Source organism: Chryseobacterium sp. GVT01B, assembly GCF_019970045.1.
Classification (GTDB): Bacteria; Bacteroidota; Bacteroidia; order Flavobacteriales; family Weeksellaceae; genus Chryseobacterium.
Genome location: NZ_JAHXYI010000001.1, coordinates 1 through 17149, shown reverse-complemented (window position 1 = coordinate 17149; position 17149 = coordinate 1). Strand labels below are relative to the sequence as shown.

Below are 17149 nucleotides of genomic sequence, written 5' to 3'. Positions count from 1 at the left end.
TTAAAATTTATATTCGATCATGAAGGTTCCCCTCAACCCAAGAGCATTGGTGAAATCACTGTCTCTTGCCGTCCACCATGAGATGGCTGGCTGATATACTTTGTTAAAAAGGTTTTCAACTCCTAATGATACCCTCCAGTTGTTATTCACCTCGTAGCTTGATTTGAAATTAAAAACGGTATACTCAGGAACATATCCTTCGCCGTAAGCATACAATCCTGTTTTAGCGTTAGGCTCGAATCTGTTTTGCTGGAAAGAATGAAGCATGTCTAAACCAACTGATAATGTGGGAATAGGTTTTGCCTGTACATAAGCCAGAACTTTTGGAGCGGAAATTCTGCTGTTATTGATTTTTGCTGAATAATCACCATCATCTTTTACAGAAGTAATTCCTTCCATCCAGCTATAGCTTCCACCAAACTGAATCCATTTTGTAGGAGTAAAGTGTAAGAAACCTTCAACACCATATACAATTTCAGGAGATCTTTGAATCATCAGGGCTCTGTCCGGGCTCTGCACAAATGATGCACCTAGTTTAGATGTACTTACATAGGAAGTCAGTTCATAATTAAGCCAGCTGGAAAGTTGTCCTGTAGCTCCCAATTCGTAATTATTAACGATAATTGGTTTCGTTTCCAGATTTTTAATCGTTTCAGAAGTTGAGGTTCTTAAAATTCTTCCCAATTCATTGATAGAGTAGGCTTGAGAAAAGCTTCCGAAAAGGTTGATATAAGGTTCAATATTATAACGTACACCGATATTTCCTACCAAAGCATTATAGCTTAATTTTCCTCCGGCTACAGGAATACTCTTAGTAAATGTTCCGTCACTTTTAAGGGAAGAAAGCGTATTGAAGTCATCCACATTCACTTTGATATTTTCGTAGCGGAATCCACCTTTGATGGTGAATTTTTTGAAAAGATCAATTTTTGCCAATACAAAAGGTGCTATATTGGTCATGTTCATATTAGGAGTCCAGAAACGCCCGTCTTCCAGTTTCTGCACGGTCTGATCGTTTAGGATATCAGCTCCGTAGATGATTTCTCCCTGTGAGTTCGGGGAGTTCCATAGTTGGGTATCCAAATTGATTCTTGCTCCTTTTTTCTGGGAAATAACATTGGATTGCCCACCGTTGAAGAATGTATCACTGTATCCGTAAACGGTTTTAAAATCCTGATAATAAAGATTAATATTTAAAGAAGTTCCTGCAAACAGGTTCTTATTGTCATAGCTTACTCTGATGTTGTGGTTTTTCGGAGTTCCCTGAGGCGTTGTTTCCAATCCTTTTCCTAATCCTTCACCAATGGTAGGAGTGATGCCGTATTTTCCTGTTTTTAATCCTACATTCAGGTCTGATCTTGAAGAGTAACCAATATAAGAGGCTTCAACTCTTTGATTCTCGTTGATATCATAACCAATTTTAAGCAATCCGTTGTAGTTGTCCATCTTGGCAATGCTGTAAGTAGGGCTTATCAAAACACCGTCTCCATCTTTTGTATATCCTGTTCTTTCGTAGGCTAATGAAAGGGTATAGTCGAATTTATTAATCTTTCCGGTTAAAAGCTGGCTGGCTCTTACTCCTAAAGTCCCTCCGTAAGGCTGTCCTGTAAGACCAATCTGTGAAACCCCGGAGATTTTTTTATCTGTTCTGCTTCTTTTCGTAATGTAATTGATGATTCCTCCATCTGCTCCGTTCCCATAGATGGAAGAAGCTCCTTTGATCACTTCGATTCTTTCGATAGCTGAAGGGTCAATAGTCCTTAAATCTCTTGCTCCGTTACGAAGTGGGGTAGACTGCGGAATCCCATCAATCAAAACCAAAACCTGGCGCCCTCTCAATGTCTGTCCCGAATTGGAAGTCTGCCCTGAATTGGTTCCTAAGCTGGGAACCGTATATTGCAAAATGCTCGTAATATCAGAATTTACTGTAAGCTGAGACTGAATCTGTTTCTCTCCCACAACAGTGATGGAGCTTGGAACTTCTTTTATGTTTTCCTTTTTCCTGGAGGCAGTCATTACAACCTCGTCTACATTTTTGGTTTGTAGAGTATCTTTTACCTGAGCAAAAACGGTAGTGGTTCCCAGACAGGCAGCTGATAAAAGCGCTTTTTTCATTATATTTTCTTTCCTTTTTTCTTTCTTTTTCCCCACCAAACCAGAAATCCGGTTACAGGGAGTGATGTACACGTGAGGCCGGCAATAAACCAGATGATTTTTCCAAACAGACCGAAGTAAGATCCTGTATGAACATCATAATTGGCATTGGCATATTTTTCGGCGTTGCTCAGTTTTTGATGAGGTTTGTTGGCCAGTAGCTTTCCTGAGTATTTATCGAATGTCAGCAGATTTCTTTCGCTGAATCTTCCGTCTTTTCCGTAAATGGTAACGGGAAGGTTCTTCAGTTCTTTTCCTTTTTTATTCTTTCCGTTTAAATTGATTCTGAAACTGGATGAGCCCGCATACAATTTTTCGGTCTGCGCTGCAGCTAAATCAAAAACAGCTTCATTTTTTACCATCAATGAATCCGGAGACTTGATTTCTTTTTCTTTTGGAGCTTCCCAATAGCCGGATATGGCGAGGTTAAAGGTATTTTTCACATACGGATAGGCAAAATAAATCCCTGTAACACTCATTATTAAGGCAATGAATGAGGCATAGAACCCTAATACATTGTGAAGGTCATAGTTTTTACGTTTCCAGTTTTTTACATTTTCCCAATTGAACCAAAAGCGTCCTTTTCTGGCATTTTTATTTTTGGGCCACCACAAGATGATTCCCGTAATCAGCATTATAATAAAAAGAACGGTTGGGATTCCTACAGTAAATGGTCCCCATTCGGAATTGAGCAGAAGCCCCCAATGGATATACTTCAGAATATTAAATACATCATATTTTTCATCATATACCGCAATGATTTCTCCGGTATACTGATTTACATATGCCTGCTTGTTGATGAGAACCTGTTGAAAATAATTCCAGCCCTTTTTACTTTTTTCATAATAAAGAAAACGGTAGGATTTGCTTTTGTCTAAAGGGATTTCTACTGAACTTAGCGGATGTTTTTCGTTGAGTTCCAGTGAAACTTTTTCACGAAGCAAATTAAGTGACAATGCCTTCTTTCCGAGATCTTCTGTTTTTACATAAATGGCTTCTTTGCGCAGACTGTTTTGTACTTCATCCTTAAAAATATATAAAGTCCCCGATAGAGAGACTATAAATACAATGATGCCGACAGACAGACCAAACCACAGATGGAGTTTGGCAGACCATTTTTTTGTTGGCGAAACTTTCTTTTTATGGTGATGCTTTTTTCTCATAGCAAAAAGTTAACCCCACGAGGGGTTAACCTTTGATTTTTTAAAATTTATATCCTATTGATACTCTCCAGTTACGCGGAGCATTATAGATCCATGCGTATTCTCCTCCATCTCCTCTGTATCCGCTGTAAAGTTTTCTGTTAAGAACGTTATTCAACATAAAGTTGACATCGAATTTTTTAGCAACATAGGAAACCCCGAAGTTGGTATCAAAATAATCAGGTAAGCTTTGATCTTTTGTGGCACTTACCCCATACCAGGATTGTCTTCCTCCCTGATACTGATAACCTGCTGAAATACCAAAACCTTTCATAAGGCCATTTTCAAACCTATAGTTTACCCATGTATTTTGTACATTTTTAGCATTCCCCGGAGACTGAATTCCAATTTTTGCAGGATCTGTATCTTTAACTGTTTTTGCATCTGTATATGCATAGTTGATGATAATGTTCAACCCTTTGATGATCTCTCCTTTGATATCAGTTTCAAATCCTCTGGCTCTTTGTTCTCCGGTAGCAACCTGGAAAGGCTGTCCTTCATTTTGTTCTTTAGGTCCCGCAACAAGAATATTTTGTCTTCTGATTTCGTATACAGCGAAAGTAGAGTTCCATTTTCCTCCAAACCAGTCTTTCTTCAGTCCGAATTCAATATTCTGTCCTCTGAAAGGATCTGTAATTTTGGTTTTGTTAATTCCTGTTCCGGATTGTGGTACGAAGGTTTTGTCATAGATACCATAAGCCGAGAAATCTTTATTGATAGAATAGCTTATTCCTACTCTTGGTGTAAATTCTCCAGCTGTGTCAGGTACAATAGGCGTTCCCGGGCTCAGATTAGGATATGCGGAATAGGTTTTACCGCTTGTATATCTTCCTGCTAAGGTTAATCTTAGTTTATTATCAAACATTTCAATCTGATCCTGAGCATAATAAGAAGTGTATTTTACTCCCTGATCATTATAAAATGGGGCAGAAGTATTTAAAGTATAAAAATCAGAAGAAGGAAGTTTTGTAGCATCCACTCCATAATTCACATTATAAATATCGATAGGGAATAGTAAGGTCTCTTTGCCATCTACAATTTTTGAATAAGAAGAAAAGTCGGCAATGTATTTTCTGTCTCCGTAATCAAATCCTGCAATAACTTTATGTACAATATTTCCTGTATTAAGCTTTCCTCTTACATACGTCTGGAAAATGTGATTTTTTCCTTTTGCCTGCCAGTTGCTTAATGTCCTGTTTAAAACATTTTTATTGGCTGGATCAAAAGTTCCCCACCATGAACCTCCGTCATAATTCAGGTCCATGTAAGCATATTGTGTGCTCCAAACCCAATCTTTAAAAAGTTTCTGGTCTAAGCTTAAGAATAAACTCTGATCTTTTACTTCAGTTTTTTTGAAGTTCGGATCATTAAAGTTGGTATGTACATTCAATGAAGCGTATCCGTCATTAGACATCAGGTAAGCCCCCGGTTGATTGAATTTTAAGTACTGATAGTTGTATTGTGCTGTAAAGGTAGTGGTCTTTGTAGGTCTGAAAGTAATGGAAGGAGCAACAATGATTTTACTTGTTTTATCATTTTCCACCCATGAATTGTTGGAGCTTCCCATCAGATTGATACGGTAATCTAAAACTCCGTCTTTTACAAGAACTCCGTCAAGATCTGCTTCCCCTCTGAAAAGATTATAGCTTCCTGTAGTGAAACGAACACTATTAGCAAATTTTCCGGTAGGTTTTTTGGTTACCACATTATAAAACCCGGCAGGATCTCCCATAGAACCCATGAATCCGGCAGGACCTTTTACAAACTCTATTCTGTCTATAATAGAAGCATCAGGATTGATAGGTCCCCAGGTAGAAGAAACATTCATTCCATTCATGAAAGTGGCAATACCGGCTCCTCTCATAAATACATTGGAATACACATTATCCCAGTGTTCTACTTTTCTTGCTCCACTTACATTACGGACAATCCCTTCCGACATGTTCAATGTAATCTGATCAGCAAGAACCTGAGAACTTACAGATTGTACATTCTGTGGAAGCTCAAGAATAGGAGTCTGAATTCTCAGTGAACCCGAAACCTCATTCAGCTTGTACTTCTGATAATATCTTCCGTTAACAACTACTTCTTCAATATCGTTGGATTTGATGGTGTCTTTTTTTTGCGCAGAAACCAGCATTGTTCCCAGTGCGGAAGCACAGATCAGTACATTTTTCATGAAACTCAAATTTTCTGCAAATATATTATTTTTAACTGTTCTAAATAAATAATAAGATTGATATTTATCATAAAATTATTATATCCTGAATAACAAAAAACCGCTATGACCAATGCCATAGCGGTTTTTAGATGATATTATTAAATTTTTCTTAAGCTGGAATTTCTCCTTTATATAAGAAAGAAATAATTTCTTTGTTCAATTTGTCGATCATTTCACTGAATAAGTGGAAAGATTCCTGCTTGTAAATTACCAATGGATCTTTCTGCTCGTAAACAGCTCCTTGTGAAGATCTTCTTAAGTCGTCCATCTCACGAAGGTGAAGTTTCCAGTTTTCATCGATGATCGATAAAGTGATGTTCTTTTCGAAATCGTTTACTAAACTTTCACATTGCGTATCGTAAGCTTCTTTAAGATCAGCTACAATTGTCATTGTTTTGTGTCCGTCTGTGAAAGGAACCTGGATCATTTTGAACATTGAACCTTGATTTTGGTAAACATTCTCAATGATTGGGAATGATTTTTCTTTCAATAAGTTCAATTTCATTTTGTAATCTTCCTGAGCTGCGTTGAATAAGATATTCGTCAGATCCTGAACATTTTTATTATTAAAATCAGTTTGTGAAACCGGAGATTCCATGGTAAATGTTTTAATAATTTCGTATTCAAAATCTTTATAATTTCCGGTAGCTTTTCCTTTCGCAACGATAGAATTGGCAACATCAAAAATCATATTGGTGATATCATACTTCAGGTGATCTCCGAATAGAGCATTCTTTCTTCTCTTGTAGATTACATCACGTTGTTTGTTCATTACGTCATCATACTCAAGAAGTCTCTTTCTTGTTCCGAAGTTATTTTCCTCTACTTTTTTCTGTGCTCTTTCGATAGACTTACTGATCATAGAGTGCTGAATTACTTCACCTTCTTTATGACCCATTCTATCCATCATTTTAGCGATTCTCTCAGAACCGAATAAACGCATCAGGTTATCTTCAAGAGATACATAGAACTGAGAACTTCCAGGATCTCCCTGACGTCCTGCTCTACCTCTAAGCTGTCTGTCAACACGTCTTGAATCGTGTCTCTCAGTACCGATAATAGCTAAACCTCCTGCTTCTTTTACTTCCTTAGATAATTTAATATCCGTACCACGACCTGCCATGTTCGTTGCAATCGTTACAACTCCCGGCTGTCCTGCTCCAGCTACAATCTCTGCTTCTTTCTTGTGAAGTTTCGCGTTCAGTACCTGGTGAGGAATTTTTCTTAACTGAAGTGCTTTTGAAAGCAATTGGGAAATTTCAACAGAAGTAGTACCTACCAATACTGGTCTTTTTTCTGCAGTTAATCTTTCAATTTCTTCAATTACAGCATTATATTTTTCTCTGTTAGTCTTGAAAACCAAATCCTGTTTGTCATTTCTTAAAATTGGACGGTTTGTTGGGATAACCACTACATCCAGTTTGTAGATTTCCCAAAGTTCACCAGCCTCAGTTTCAGCTGTACCAGTCATCCCCGCAAGTTTGTTGTACATACGGAAATAGTTCTGAAGTGTAACTGTTGCAAAAGTTTGAGTAGCAGCCTCAATTTTTACATTTTCTTTTGCTTCAATTGCCTGGTGAAGACCATCTGAATAACGACGTCCCTCCATGATACGTCCTGTCTGCTCATCAACGATTTTTACTTCACCATCAATAACTACATACTCATCATCTTTTTCAAATAATGTATAGGCTTTCAATAGCTGGCTCATAGTGTGAACACGCTCAGATTTTTCTGCAAAGTCAGCAAAAAGTCTTTCTTTAGCTTCAAACTCTTCTTCTTTAGAAAGGTTTTTAGCTTCTACTTCAGCAATTTCAGTCCCGATATCAGGAAGAACGAAGAAATTCGCATCAGAGTTTCCTTGAGACATGTATTCAACACCTTTGTCTGTAAGGTCTACCTGATTGTTTTTCTCCTCGATTACGAAGTAAAGATCTTTATCTACAATCGGCATATCGCGGTTGTTGTCCTGCATATATTGTGCTTCAACTTTCTGAAGTAATGCTCTGTTTCCGCTTTCCGATAAGAATTTGATTAATTGTCTGTTTTTTGGAAGACCTCTGTAAGCCTGAAGTAATTTGAATCCTCCTTCTTTTGTATTTCCTGCAGCGATTAATTTTTTCGCTTCATTGAAAATAGCAGAAACAGTTTTCTTTTGTACTTCAACAATTCTGTCGATAGAAGGTTTAAGAACATCAAACTCCTGTCTGTCTCCCTGAGGAACCGGGCCGGAAATGATCAAAGGTGTTCTTGCATCATCTACCAATACAGAGTCAACTTCATCCACGATAGCAAAGTTCAATTCTCTTTGTACCAATTCTGAAGGTGAAGTCACCATGTTATCTCTCAGATAATCGAAACCGAATTCATTGTTGGTTCCGTAAGTAATATCTGAGTTGTATGCTTTTCTTCTTCCGTCTGAGTTCGGCTGGTGGTTATCGATACAGTCGATAGACATTCCGTGGAACTGGTAAAGAGGGCCCATCCATGCCGAGTCTCTTTTTGCAAGATAGTCGTTTACGGTTACAACGTGTACTCCTCTTTCCGGAAGTGAATTTAAGTAAATAGGTAATGTTCCTACCAAAGTTTTACCTTCACCGGTTGCCATCTCGGCAATTTTACCACTGTGAAGAATAACCCCTCCGATAAACTGAACATCATAGTGGACCATATCCCAAACTACTGGAGTTCCGGCAGCATCCCATGAGTTTTTCCAAACAGCTGTGTCTCCCTGAATGCTAACGAAATCTTTTCCTGCCTCAGCCAGTTCTCTGTCCCAGTCACTTGCTGTTACACGAATCTCTCCATTCTGTGCCCATCTTCTTGCTGTTTCTTTTATCAATGCAAAAGCTTCAGGAAGAACCTGAACAAGAACTTTTTCCTCAATTTCGTATGATTCTTTCTTTAGAGACTCAATTTTTGAAAAAAGAGCTTCTTTTTCGTCAACATTGGTTGAATTTTTTATCTGCTCTTTTATCTGTTCTATTTGAGCTGTGATCTTGCTGGTTGCAGATTTTATATTCTCTTTAAACTCAGCCGTTTTTTGTCTCAACCCATCATCCGTCAATTGTTGGATGTTAGGTTCTACAGCCTTGATTTTTGTTACAACTTTTTTTACTTCTTTTAGGTCCTGCGCTTTTTTGTCTCCCAAAAACCCTTTAAGAACTTTGTTTAAAAAACTCATAAATTTTTTGCTTTATGCTTAATGCAAGATGCTTTAAGCGTTTTAAATGACACGCTTATCGTGTGAAATTAATATATAAAAAAGGGCAAAAAAGCTCTAAGCACGCAGCCTAAAGCTTATCGCTTTATTAATATTCGTCCTCGTTCCAAAGGAAATCCTCGTCAGTAGGATAGTCGCTCCATACTTCTTCGATAGATTCATAAATTTCTCCTTCGTCTTCGATTGCCTGAAGGTTTTCTACTACCTCCATAGGTGCACCAGTTCTGATTGCGTAGTCAATAAGCTCTGCTTTTGTCATTGGCCAAGGTGCGTCACTTAAATATGAAGCTAATTCTAATGTCCAGTACATAATTTTCTAATTTTTTGCAAAAGTATAAAAATAGGTTGTATAATAAACTTTTTTATACTTGATTTTCAATTCTTTTTATAATTTTTTCTTATAAATGGCTGTCACAAACTGAATGGCAGCTGTGTCAGCAATTTACTTAATGTCGTTTTCTCAAAAACCATTCCACAAATTTTTTTATGCCATTTTGGAAGTCTGTGGCCGGTTTATACCCTATTAAATCCTTTGCTTTTGTAATATCTGCATTGGTTTTTGTGACATCTCCCGGCTGCATTGGCAGAATTTTTTTAATGGCAGATTTTCCAAGTGCCATTTCTATAGTGGCAACCATTTCTGATAAAGTGACTACCTGGTTTTCTCCGAGATTAAGAATCTCATAAACTCCGGTATTATTTTCCAGATAAAGGATAGATTTGGTAATTCCGTCAATAATGTCATCGATATAAGTATAGTCTCTGGCAGTATTCCCATCACCATAAAAAGGAATTTCCTGATCCTCTGAAATAAGCTTTACAAACTTGTGTATTGCGAGGTCTGGTCTTTGCCTTGGTCCATATACCGTGAAGAACCTAAGCTGTATCATATCTATATGGTATAGATTGTGGTAAACATGTCCTATGACTTCACCACTTTTTTTGGTGGCTGCATAGGGCGATATCGGATTGTCTACATTATCCGTTTCTGCAAAAGGAACCTTTTCATTATTCCCATAAACACTTGATGAGGAAGCGCAAATAAATTTTTTGATATTAAAATCCTTACAAAGTTCCCAAAGATTCATAGTACCTCTTACATTGACTTCTTCATATTCTAAAGGACGTTCAATGGAAGGGCGTACACCAGCAAGTGCAGCCAGATGGATCACCATGTCGATAGGGTGATTTTTAAAGATGTTTTCAAGACCTTTCATGTCTCGGATATCCTGCCAATAGAGGGAATATTGGTCAGAATGAGTAAGTGAAATCAATTGGCGGATATCAGTCTCTTTGTCTGAGTATTCAAAATCCGAAATTTTACCAATTGACTCTAAAGTATTTTTAATTTTTACCTGATAGTTATAGAAATCATCAAAATTGTCAATGTTTATGACAGAATGTCCATTTCTTAATAATCGTTCAATTAAATGAGATCCGATGAATCCACTACCGCCTGTTACAAGATAAACCATTTGTATTTTTTATTGGTACAAAAATATAAATTTTACTTTTTGAAAAATATAATCATTAAATTTACTTAAAAAAGTAATATAAATATAATATGCAGTTTCAAGGGCAAATTTTAAAGATGACAAGCTATGATGCAAAGCCAATCCAGTACTATCTCAATCTTTCAGGGGACCTGATCCATATGAATGAGCTGATTGGAAAGGAATTAAGTATCAGGCACACCGGATTTCAATGTGTAAACTGTGGAGAAAATAAACCTATTTACAGGATGGGATTCTGCAAAAACTGCTTTTTTGAAAGTCCTTATGCAAGTGATACCATTATCCGTCCCGAGCTTTCTACAGCACATTTAGGCGTTGCAGAACGGGATCTGGAGATTGAAAAACAAATTCAGCTTCAGCCGCACACCGTGTATCTGGCTTATACCGGAGACGTAAAAGTAGGAGTAACGAGAAATACTCAGATTCCGACAAGGTGGATTGATCAGGGTGCGACTTTTGCATTACCCATAGCAAGAACCGAAAACCGTTATGAAGCGGGAATGATAGAAGTAGCTCTGAAAGAACATTTGGCAGATAAAACCAATTGGCGAAAAATGCTGCAGGATGATTTTGAAGGAGAAATAGACCTTGCGGATTTCAGACAAAAGATCAAAGAATATTTTCCTGAAGATTTTCAGAAATTCTATAGAGAAGGAGAAGAATTATGGATGTTCGATTATCCTTTTGAAAAACCAGAAAAGGTTACTTCATTTACATTAGATAAAAAACCTGAATTTTCCGGAAGACTTTCCGGTATCAAAGGACAGTATCTGGGATTTGAAGGAGGAAATTTCATGAATGTAAGAGGACACGAAGGATATGTGATCGATCTTGAAATAAGAAATTGATCGATGTAAAAATAAAACCAAATCGCAAAATATGGGAAAATGGGTTAAAAGACTATTGATAAGTTTCGGAATCCTGGCAGGAATTCTTCTTGCTGCGAATTTCGGACTGAATATATGGCTTAAAACCCAGCTTCCGGAGTATATAAAAAAGAATACTGACTATAAAGTTTCTTATAAAACCCTGAATGTAGATTTAGGAACCGGAAATATCTTCGCTTCCGGAATCTCTGTTAACAGCAAAGATCCGCAAAATACAGACGTTATTGGATTGCAGGGAACTATTGATACTCTGAGAATAAGCCGTTTTGGAATTTATGATGCTATTTTTAATAAAAGAATAAGCTCCTCGGACCTCTTACTGGCAAAACCTAATCTGAATGTCATTCTCGCAAAACCCGTCGATCGTAAAACCGGAAAGAAGAGAAGCCCGTTTTTATTTGAAAATATCAGGATCAATGAAGGAAAGATTGCCGTTTTTAAACATACCAAACAGAAATTTTTATCTGTACAGCAACTGGATCTGTTCGTTGAAAACTTACAGATGACAGAAGAGTCTGTTGAAAATAAACTTCCAATAGTTTTTGACAGATACAGTATTAAAGGAGAGAAGTTCTTTTTCCGTCCCGATGAAACCTACGCCATTACCATTAATAGGATTAATACACGTGATGGGCAGATGTCAGTTGAAAATTTCAGACTGACTCCACTTTTTTCTTTTGTACAGTTTAAAAAGTTTTATCCTAAAAAGCCACAATTATTTGAATTTAGTGTTCCAAAAATGGAATTCAAAGATGTGGTTTTGACAAAAAATAAGGTTTCACTTACCAATGCTGATTTTCAAAATCCTGCTTTTACAGTATATAATACAGGAGTAAAAGCGATAAAAAGTAATAAAAATTCCAGTTTTGAAGTTGATTTAAAAAATATTAAACTGAATAATGCTGTAGTTCATATCAACAAACCAGATGGAAATAAGCTCTTGTCTATAGGAAATCTTAATTTGAATATCAACCAGATGATGTTTAATAAAGAAAGTTCACAACAGGTAATTCCTATCGGGTATAAAGATTTTCTGCTTGCCGGGAAAGATATCCAATATTCCAATCATCAGAATGTCTCTATAAGAAGTTTTGCATTAAGCCCTAAAAGCGGAGAAATTATGGATGTTCTGCTGACACCCGGAACTCCATCAGTAGAAAAAACGGCTGCAGTTCTAAAGACAAACCACATTGCTTTTAATATTAATAAATTAGAATTTCTTAATAAAAAAGTGAACCTTGATCTTAAAGATATCCTTATAGACAATGTAAATGGAACAATTAAAACAGGCGAGAAGAAGCAAAATAAAACTTCGGGCCCTGGAATCATACAATCTGTTGTTGTAGGTAAAATGTCTTTGAAAAATTCAAATATTACTTATGATAATGGGAAAGAACCCTTGGTTTTTCATGATTTGAATGCCACACTTAACGCGATAGAATTAGCGCCCAAGCCCAATCAGTCAGGATTATCATTTAAAGTTAAAGATTATTATCTCACCACCCGGAACTTTGCATATAAAACTCAGTTCTATAACATGAACTTAGAGCTTCTCAAGCTGAATAAAAATAAAGTTCAGATCAATAATTTTTCAATGAAACCTCTCGTTTCGAGAGCACAGTTTATCAAAATGATACCCGTTGAAAGGGATCTGTATGATATAAAAGCCGGACAAATCTCGGCAGAAGGAACATGGGATCTATTTTCCCATCAAAAAATGGTGAATGCTTCCCATGTCACAATCCAGTCAGCTAATGCCAATATTTTCAGAAGCAAAATTCCGAAAGACGATCCAAAAATAAAAGCATTGTATTCCAAAATGCTGCGTTCTATTAAAATTCCGATGACGATCAGTAATCTTGATCTGAAAAACTCAGTATTAGTCTATGAAGAGGATACTCCGGAAAGTATGGGACCCGGAAAATTGATATTCAGTAACTTTAATATGAACGTCAAAAACCTGAATTCTGCTAAAATAAAAGGAAAACCCACAAAGGTAGACATCAAAATCAATTGTTCATTCATGAATCTTTCGCCACTTTCCGTAAACTGGAACTTCGATGTTGCCGATAACAATGATAATTTTACAATTGCAGGGAAAACTACGGGCCTTCCCGCCAGTGGAATCAATCCGTTTATCAGGCCTTACCTTCATGTAACGGCTACTGCAGGAACTATCCAGGAAATGCTTTTTAATTTTAAAGGAAACCCTGCCGGATTACACGGAACCTTTAATCTTAAACACAAAGATCTGAAAATTGCAGTACTTAATAAGAATAATCATGAGAAGAAAGGGTTCCTCACAGCTGTTGCCAATGTTTTTCTGAAATCAGATTCAGGCAGTTTTCCCGAAGCTGTTACCGTAGAAAATGTAGAGCGAGATCCTACAAAATCTTTCTTTAATCTCTTCTGGAAAGGAATTGAGCAAGGATTGAAGAAAACGCTCATTGGTAAAAACGTAGAAAAGACGGAAAAGAAAGTAAAAGAAGCAGTCACTTCTGTGAAAGAAATGAAACAATCTGTAAAAGAAATAAAGCAGGAGATCAAAAATAAAAAAGAAGCCTCCAAACCGGAAGCAGAAAAAAAGGAAAAGAAAGGTTTTTTGAACAATATATTCAAGAAAAAAGAAAATTCAGGAGAATAATTCCTTAAACCATTAAAGCAGAACGATTGATGATTACATAAAACCAACGATCTTTTTATTGAAATAACCTTAATGGTTTAAAGAATTAATATAAAGTGGTTATAGTTTAAAAATTGAACTCGTCGCTTTCCAATATAGGAATATCTCTTAGGAACTTATCAAACTCTTCACCTGGATAATTGCTGTCTGCTCCGTAAGAATCTATGATCATTCCACGGTTTCCGGCATTATCTTTTACTACATAAAGTACTGCATTGTCATCAGGATTGCTGTCTCCTTCAAAACGGTATGTTTTTAAGATCACCAATTCTTCAGGCTGATAAACCTTTTCAGAATTTTCAAACTTCATTTCACATTTCTCATTCATCCTGAATTCTCGCTGTATTCCTCTTTCAGAAAGCGTTTTCATGACTTGGCTTAAGGTTGTCATCCTGTCAATGTTTTCTGGATTTTCCATAATGTTATTTTTCTTGTTAAGTACAATAATTAAACCATTGCAATTTTTAAATATAATAAAAATATCGGATTGTAATTTCCCTAATAATAAAGTTCAATGTTAACAAAATTTATAATTTGAAAAAATAAAATAGGTATGCTTTTTGCAATGCTAACAATATTAAATGAAAGAAAATATGAAAAAAGAAGTTGGAGTTTTACTGGCAGGAGGAGTTGGTCTTTTGGCAGTATTAAGTTTAATAAGCATAAAAAAAATATTGACTAAAAAAGATAAAAAATATAGTGATTCCTATTCGGACTATCACAGACACTTTGATGAAAAGAATCAGGATGATGAAACTCATGGAGTGGAATTTTACGCACTGAAGTAGTAAAAAAATATATTTAATTATGTTAAAATCCAACGCTTTTGAAAGTGTTGGATTTTTTTGTGGAAAACTTTAATGTTAAAACTCATTATTTTATGCAAATTCCATTCTAATTTTACACCAGAATGCAAAACGAAAATTTCATAAAAGGTCAGGGAGCTCAGCGGAACGTTATCAATCGTTTCGACAGGTATACCTATGAGCCTGATGATGAAGATTTCGAAACAATAAAAACCTCCTTTACTGAAGTTTTTCCCAAAACCATTGTTAATCAGGTGAAAAGCGAGGATCTTCCGATGGAATATTCTATGAATCCTTATCAGGGATGTGAACATGGCTGTTCTTACTGTTTTGCAAGGCCTACCCACGAATATTGGGGGTACAGCGCCGGAATTGATTTTGAAAGAAAGATCATGGTAAAGAAAAATGCCCCGGAATTACTGGAGAAGTTTTTTCAAAAAAGAGGGTACAAAGCAGCTCCAATTCTGCTATCCGGTAACACAGACTGCTATCAGCCCGCCGAAAGACAATTTGAAATCACCCGAAAACTACTGCAGGTATGTCTGGATTACAGACATCCTGTCAATATTCTGACAAAAAATGCAATGGTTTTAAGAGATCTGGATATCTTAAAGCCTATGGCGGAGCAAAATCTGGTATCTGTTTCTTTAAGTATTCCCACTATCAACGAAGAACTGAGACGGAAGATGGAGCCCAGGACGAGTTCTGCAAAAAATAAATTAAAAGCCGTAGAAATTCTTTCCGAAAACAACATCCCCGTACACGTAATGGTTGCTCCCATCATTCCCGGACTCAATAGTGATGAACCGTTGAATATATTAAAAGCTATTTCCGATGCAGGAGCTTTAGGATTCGGATATACTCTGGTGAGATTAAATGATACTGTTGAGCCTGTTTTTGTGAATTGGATAGAAAGTCATTTTCCGGACAGAGCGCAAAAAGTTTTAAACCTTATCCGCTCTATGCGGGGCGGAAAGCTTGGAAATAAAAGATATTTCGAAAGACAGAAAGGAGAGGGAAACATTGCTGAAATGATTCATACCACTTTTAAGATCGGCAGAAAGAAGTTTTTTGACGGTAAAGAATTTCCAAAGCTCTCAACCGCTAATTTTACCGGAACCCGCGATCAGCAATTAAGACTATTTGATTGATCATTACATCCGGATTAATCCTACCTATTATATTATAGTATAAAGAGCAGCAGTTTTTCAATATTGTTGTCATTAATAAACTTTCCACTTCTGGTTATTTTATACTTATCATATATATAGTATATAGTACGATTTTTTCAGGAGCTTCATCCTGCTATCCATTCATACTCCTCACGCCGATGCTTTCCTACACTCAAACCCTCCAACTCTCCAATCTAAGTTGCGGGGTAACCATTTCTATCAGGGCTAGGAAGACGAATGATGAATTATAAGTTATGAATTATGAATGATGAATGATGAATGATGAATGATGAATGATGAATGATGAGTTTCGGTTTTCTATGTAGAAAAGGACCATTGGTGTTGAATTTTCATCTTCCTGATTTCTATGGAAGGTGGCTAGTGAGTATAAACCTCTATTCCCATTTTGTCATTCCGCAGGAATCCAAACTTCTTTATGAGAGCTTTTAAAGGAAGTAAGCTGGCAGGATAATGTTTAAGATTTTTTTATCAGTTAGTATTAGCAGTGTCATGCTGAGCTGAGTCGAAGCATTTTAATTAAGGTGAATTATATTTCTGCTATTTTAATTTTACAGAAGAGTTTTGTTCTTATTCCTACGGAGTGACAATGCTATCTGGGGATATAGAATAATAATGATTATAAAGACTATAGCGAAGCCAAAACTTTTAAAAAGCTATTCTATATAATAATTATGTATATTTTGATCATTCTAAACCCTAAAACCCCGCATCTCACCCTCTGACTCACACCCCGCATCTCGTATCTCGTATCCCTTTCCACCGACCCAAAATCCTCTCCAACGCTCAAACCCTCCGACTCTCCAAGATTTCCTTCCTTCTTCCAAACATTTGTTTAAAATTTTTGCTCCTTTGTTTCAATGGTTTAGGGTTAAATATTACGGAAAGGTAAAATTTATGTTAAATAAAGTTGCAGGGTGTCGTATAAGTTTCTATCTTTGCCCCACTGAAAAACGAGAGTAAGACAGTAGCGCAGAAGAGCTTTTAGATAAGCTAAAAACATTAAGATACTTCAAGAAGAGACGGACGAAAAAAAACTTTAAATTTTTAATAAAAAAAGTTGCGGGTTAAAAAAGAGTTTGTATCTTTGCAGTCCCAAATAAAGGGAGCGCAGGAGTAGGGTGATTGAGGTTGAGAAAGGAATTAAGGTTACTTAAAAAACTTTAAAATTTTCTTTCAAAACATTTGGTCATTAAGAAATAAAGTTTTACTTTTGCACTCGCAAATACGGAGCGACACTGACAGAGAAGATTGCTACGTTGAAAAGCG

Annotated in this window: 11 protein-coding genes; 4 read left to right on the top strand and 7 right to left on the bottom strand. The window is 36.4% G+C overall.

Going from position 1 to position 17149, the window contains the following annotated elements:
• The 6 genes from LC457_RS00055 to LC457_RS00030 form a co-directional block, all read right to left on the bottom strand.
• Positions 1 to 2115 (bottom strand): TonB-dependent receptor, encoded by a 2115-nt coding sequence (locus LC457_RS00055; protein ID WP_223598081.1) that lies wholly within the window; start codon positions 2113 to 2115, stop codon positions 1 to 3.
• Complete coding sequence (locus tag LC457_RS00050; RefSeq protein WP_223598080.1) at positions 2115 to 3317, bottom strand: PepSY domain-containing protein; 1203 nt, start codon at positions 3315 to 3317, stop codon at positions 2115 to 2117. Before LC457_RS00050 ends, LC457_RS00055 begins: the two co-directional genes overlap by 1 nt.
• A 40-nt stretch (positions 3318 to 3357) precedes the next feature.
• Positions 3358 to 5535, bottom strand: a complete 2178-nt coding sequence (locus LC457_RS00045) for a TonB-dependent siderophore receptor (RefSeq protein WP_223598079.1) — start codon at positions 5533 to 5535, stop codon at positions 3358 to 3360.
• A 151-nt stretch (positions 5536 to 5686) separates the two neighbouring features.
• Complete coding sequence (gene secA / locus LC457_RS00040) at positions 5687 to 8761, bottom strand: preprotein translocase subunit SecA (RefSeq protein ID WP_223598078.1); 3075 nt, start codon at positions 8759 to 8761, stop codon at positions 5687 to 5689.
• A gap of 127 nt (positions 8762 to 8888) precedes the next feature.
• The gene (locus tag LC457_RS00035) at positions 8889 to 9110 is read right to left on the bottom strand and encodes a DUF2795 domain-containing protein (protein ID WP_002662059.1); all 222 of its coding nucleotides are present in this window, start codon (positions 9108 to 9110) and stop codon (positions 8889 to 8891) included.
• A 136-nt stretch (positions 9111 to 9246) separates the two neighbouring features.
• Complete coding sequence (locus LC457_RS00030) at positions 9247 to 10275, bottom strand: GDP-mannose 4,6-dehydratase (RefSeq protein ID WP_223598077.1); 1029 nt, start codon at positions 10273 to 10275, stop codon at positions 9247 to 9249.
• 89 nt (positions 10276 to 10364) lie between these two features.
• Here LC457_RS00030 and LC457_RS00025 point away from each other — a divergent pair, with 89 nt between their 5' ends.
• Together LC457_RS00025 and LC457_RS00020 are read left to right on the top strand one after the other, a co-directional pair.
• Positions 10365 to 11162, top strand: coding sequence for a DUF2797 domain-containing protein (locus LC457_RS00025; RefSeq protein WP_223598076.1), 798 nt, complete (start codon positions 10365 to 10367; stop codon positions 11160 to 11162).
• Between the two features lie 31 nt (positions 11163 to 11193).
• Positions 11194 to 13845: a hypothetical protein gene (locus LC457_RS00020; protein ID WP_223598075.1), complete on the top strand. Its 2652-nt coding sequence runs from the start codon at positions 11194 to 11196 to the stop codon at positions 13843 to 13845.
• 106 nt (positions 13846 to 13951) lie between these two features.
• Here the strand turns inward: LC457_RS00020 and LC457_RS00015 are convergent, their stop codons facing one another.
• Entirely contained in the window at positions 13952 to 14302 is a 351-nt protein-coding gene (locus LC457_RS00015) for a hypothetical protein (RefSeq protein WP_223598074.1), read from the bottom strand.
• A 175-nt stretch (positions 14303 to 14477) separates the two neighbouring features.
• On the opposite strand from LC457_RS00015, the gene LC457_RS00010 reads away from it, so the two are divergent.
• Both LC457_RS00010 and LC457_RS00005 read left to right on the top strand, forming a co-directional pair.
• The gene (locus LC457_RS00010) at positions 14478 to 14672 is read left to right on the top strand and encodes a hypothetical protein (protein ID WP_047378034.1); all 195 of its coding nucleotides are present in this window, start codon (positions 14478 to 14480) and stop codon (positions 14670 to 14672) included.
• A 122-nt stretch (positions 14673 to 14794) separates the two neighbouring features.
• Positions 14795 to 15841, top strand: a complete 1047-nt coding sequence (locus LC457_RS00005; RefSeq protein ID WP_223598073.1) for a PA0069 family radical SAM protein — start codon at positions 14795 to 14797, stop codon at positions 15839 to 15841.
• Positions 15842 to 17149 lie beyond the last annotated feature (1308 nt).

What these genes read in the sequence shown, in the direction of transcription:
- LC457_RS00055 (WP_223598081.1), bottom strand. Translation starts at nt 2,115, where the DNA reads ATGAAAAAAGCGCTTTTATCAGCTGCCTGTCTGGGAACCACTACCGTT.
- LC457_RS00050 (WP_223598080.1), bottom strand. Translation starts at nt 3,317, where the DNA reads ATGAGAAAAAAGCATCACCATAAAAAGAAAGTTTCGCCAACAAAAAAA.
- LC457_RS00045 (WP_223598079.1), bottom strand. Translation starts at nt 5,535, where the DNA reads ATGAAAAATGTACTGATCTGTGCTTCCGCACTGGGAACAATGCTGGTT.
- secA (WP_223598078.1), bottom strand. Translation starts at nt 8,761, where the DNA reads ATGAGTTTTTTAAACAAAGTTCTTAAAGGGTTTTTGGGAGACAAAAAA.
- LC457_RS00035 (WP_002662059.1), bottom strand. Translation starts at nt 9,110, where the DNA reads ATGTACTGGACATTAGAATTAGCTTCATATTTAAGTGACGCACCTTGG.
- LC457_RS00030 (WP_223598077.1), bottom strand. Translation starts at nt 10,275, where the DNA reads ATGGTTTATCTTGTAACAGGCGGTAGTGGATTCATCGGATCTCATTTA.
- LC457_RS00025 (WP_223598076.1), top strand. Translation starts at nt 10,365, where the DNA reads ATGCAGTTTCAAGGGCAAATTTTAAAGATGACAAGCTATGATGCAAAG.
- LC457_RS00020 (WP_223598075.1), top strand. Translation starts at nt 11,194, where the DNA reads ATGGGAAAATGGGTTAAAAGACTATTGATAAGTTTCGGAATCCTGGCA.
- LC457_RS00015 (WP_223598074.1), bottom strand. Translation starts at nt 14,302, where the DNA reads ATGGAAAATCCAGAAAACATTGACAGGATGACAACCTTAAGCCAAGTC.
- LC457_RS00010 (WP_047378034.1), top strand. Translation starts at nt 14,478, where the DNA reads ATGAAAAAAGAAGTTGGAGTTTTACTGGCAGGAGGAGTTGGTCTTTTG.
- LC457_RS00005 (WP_223598073.1), top strand. Translation starts at nt 14,795, where the DNA reads ATGCAAAACGAAAATTTCATAAAAGGTCAGGGAGCTCAGCGGAACGTT.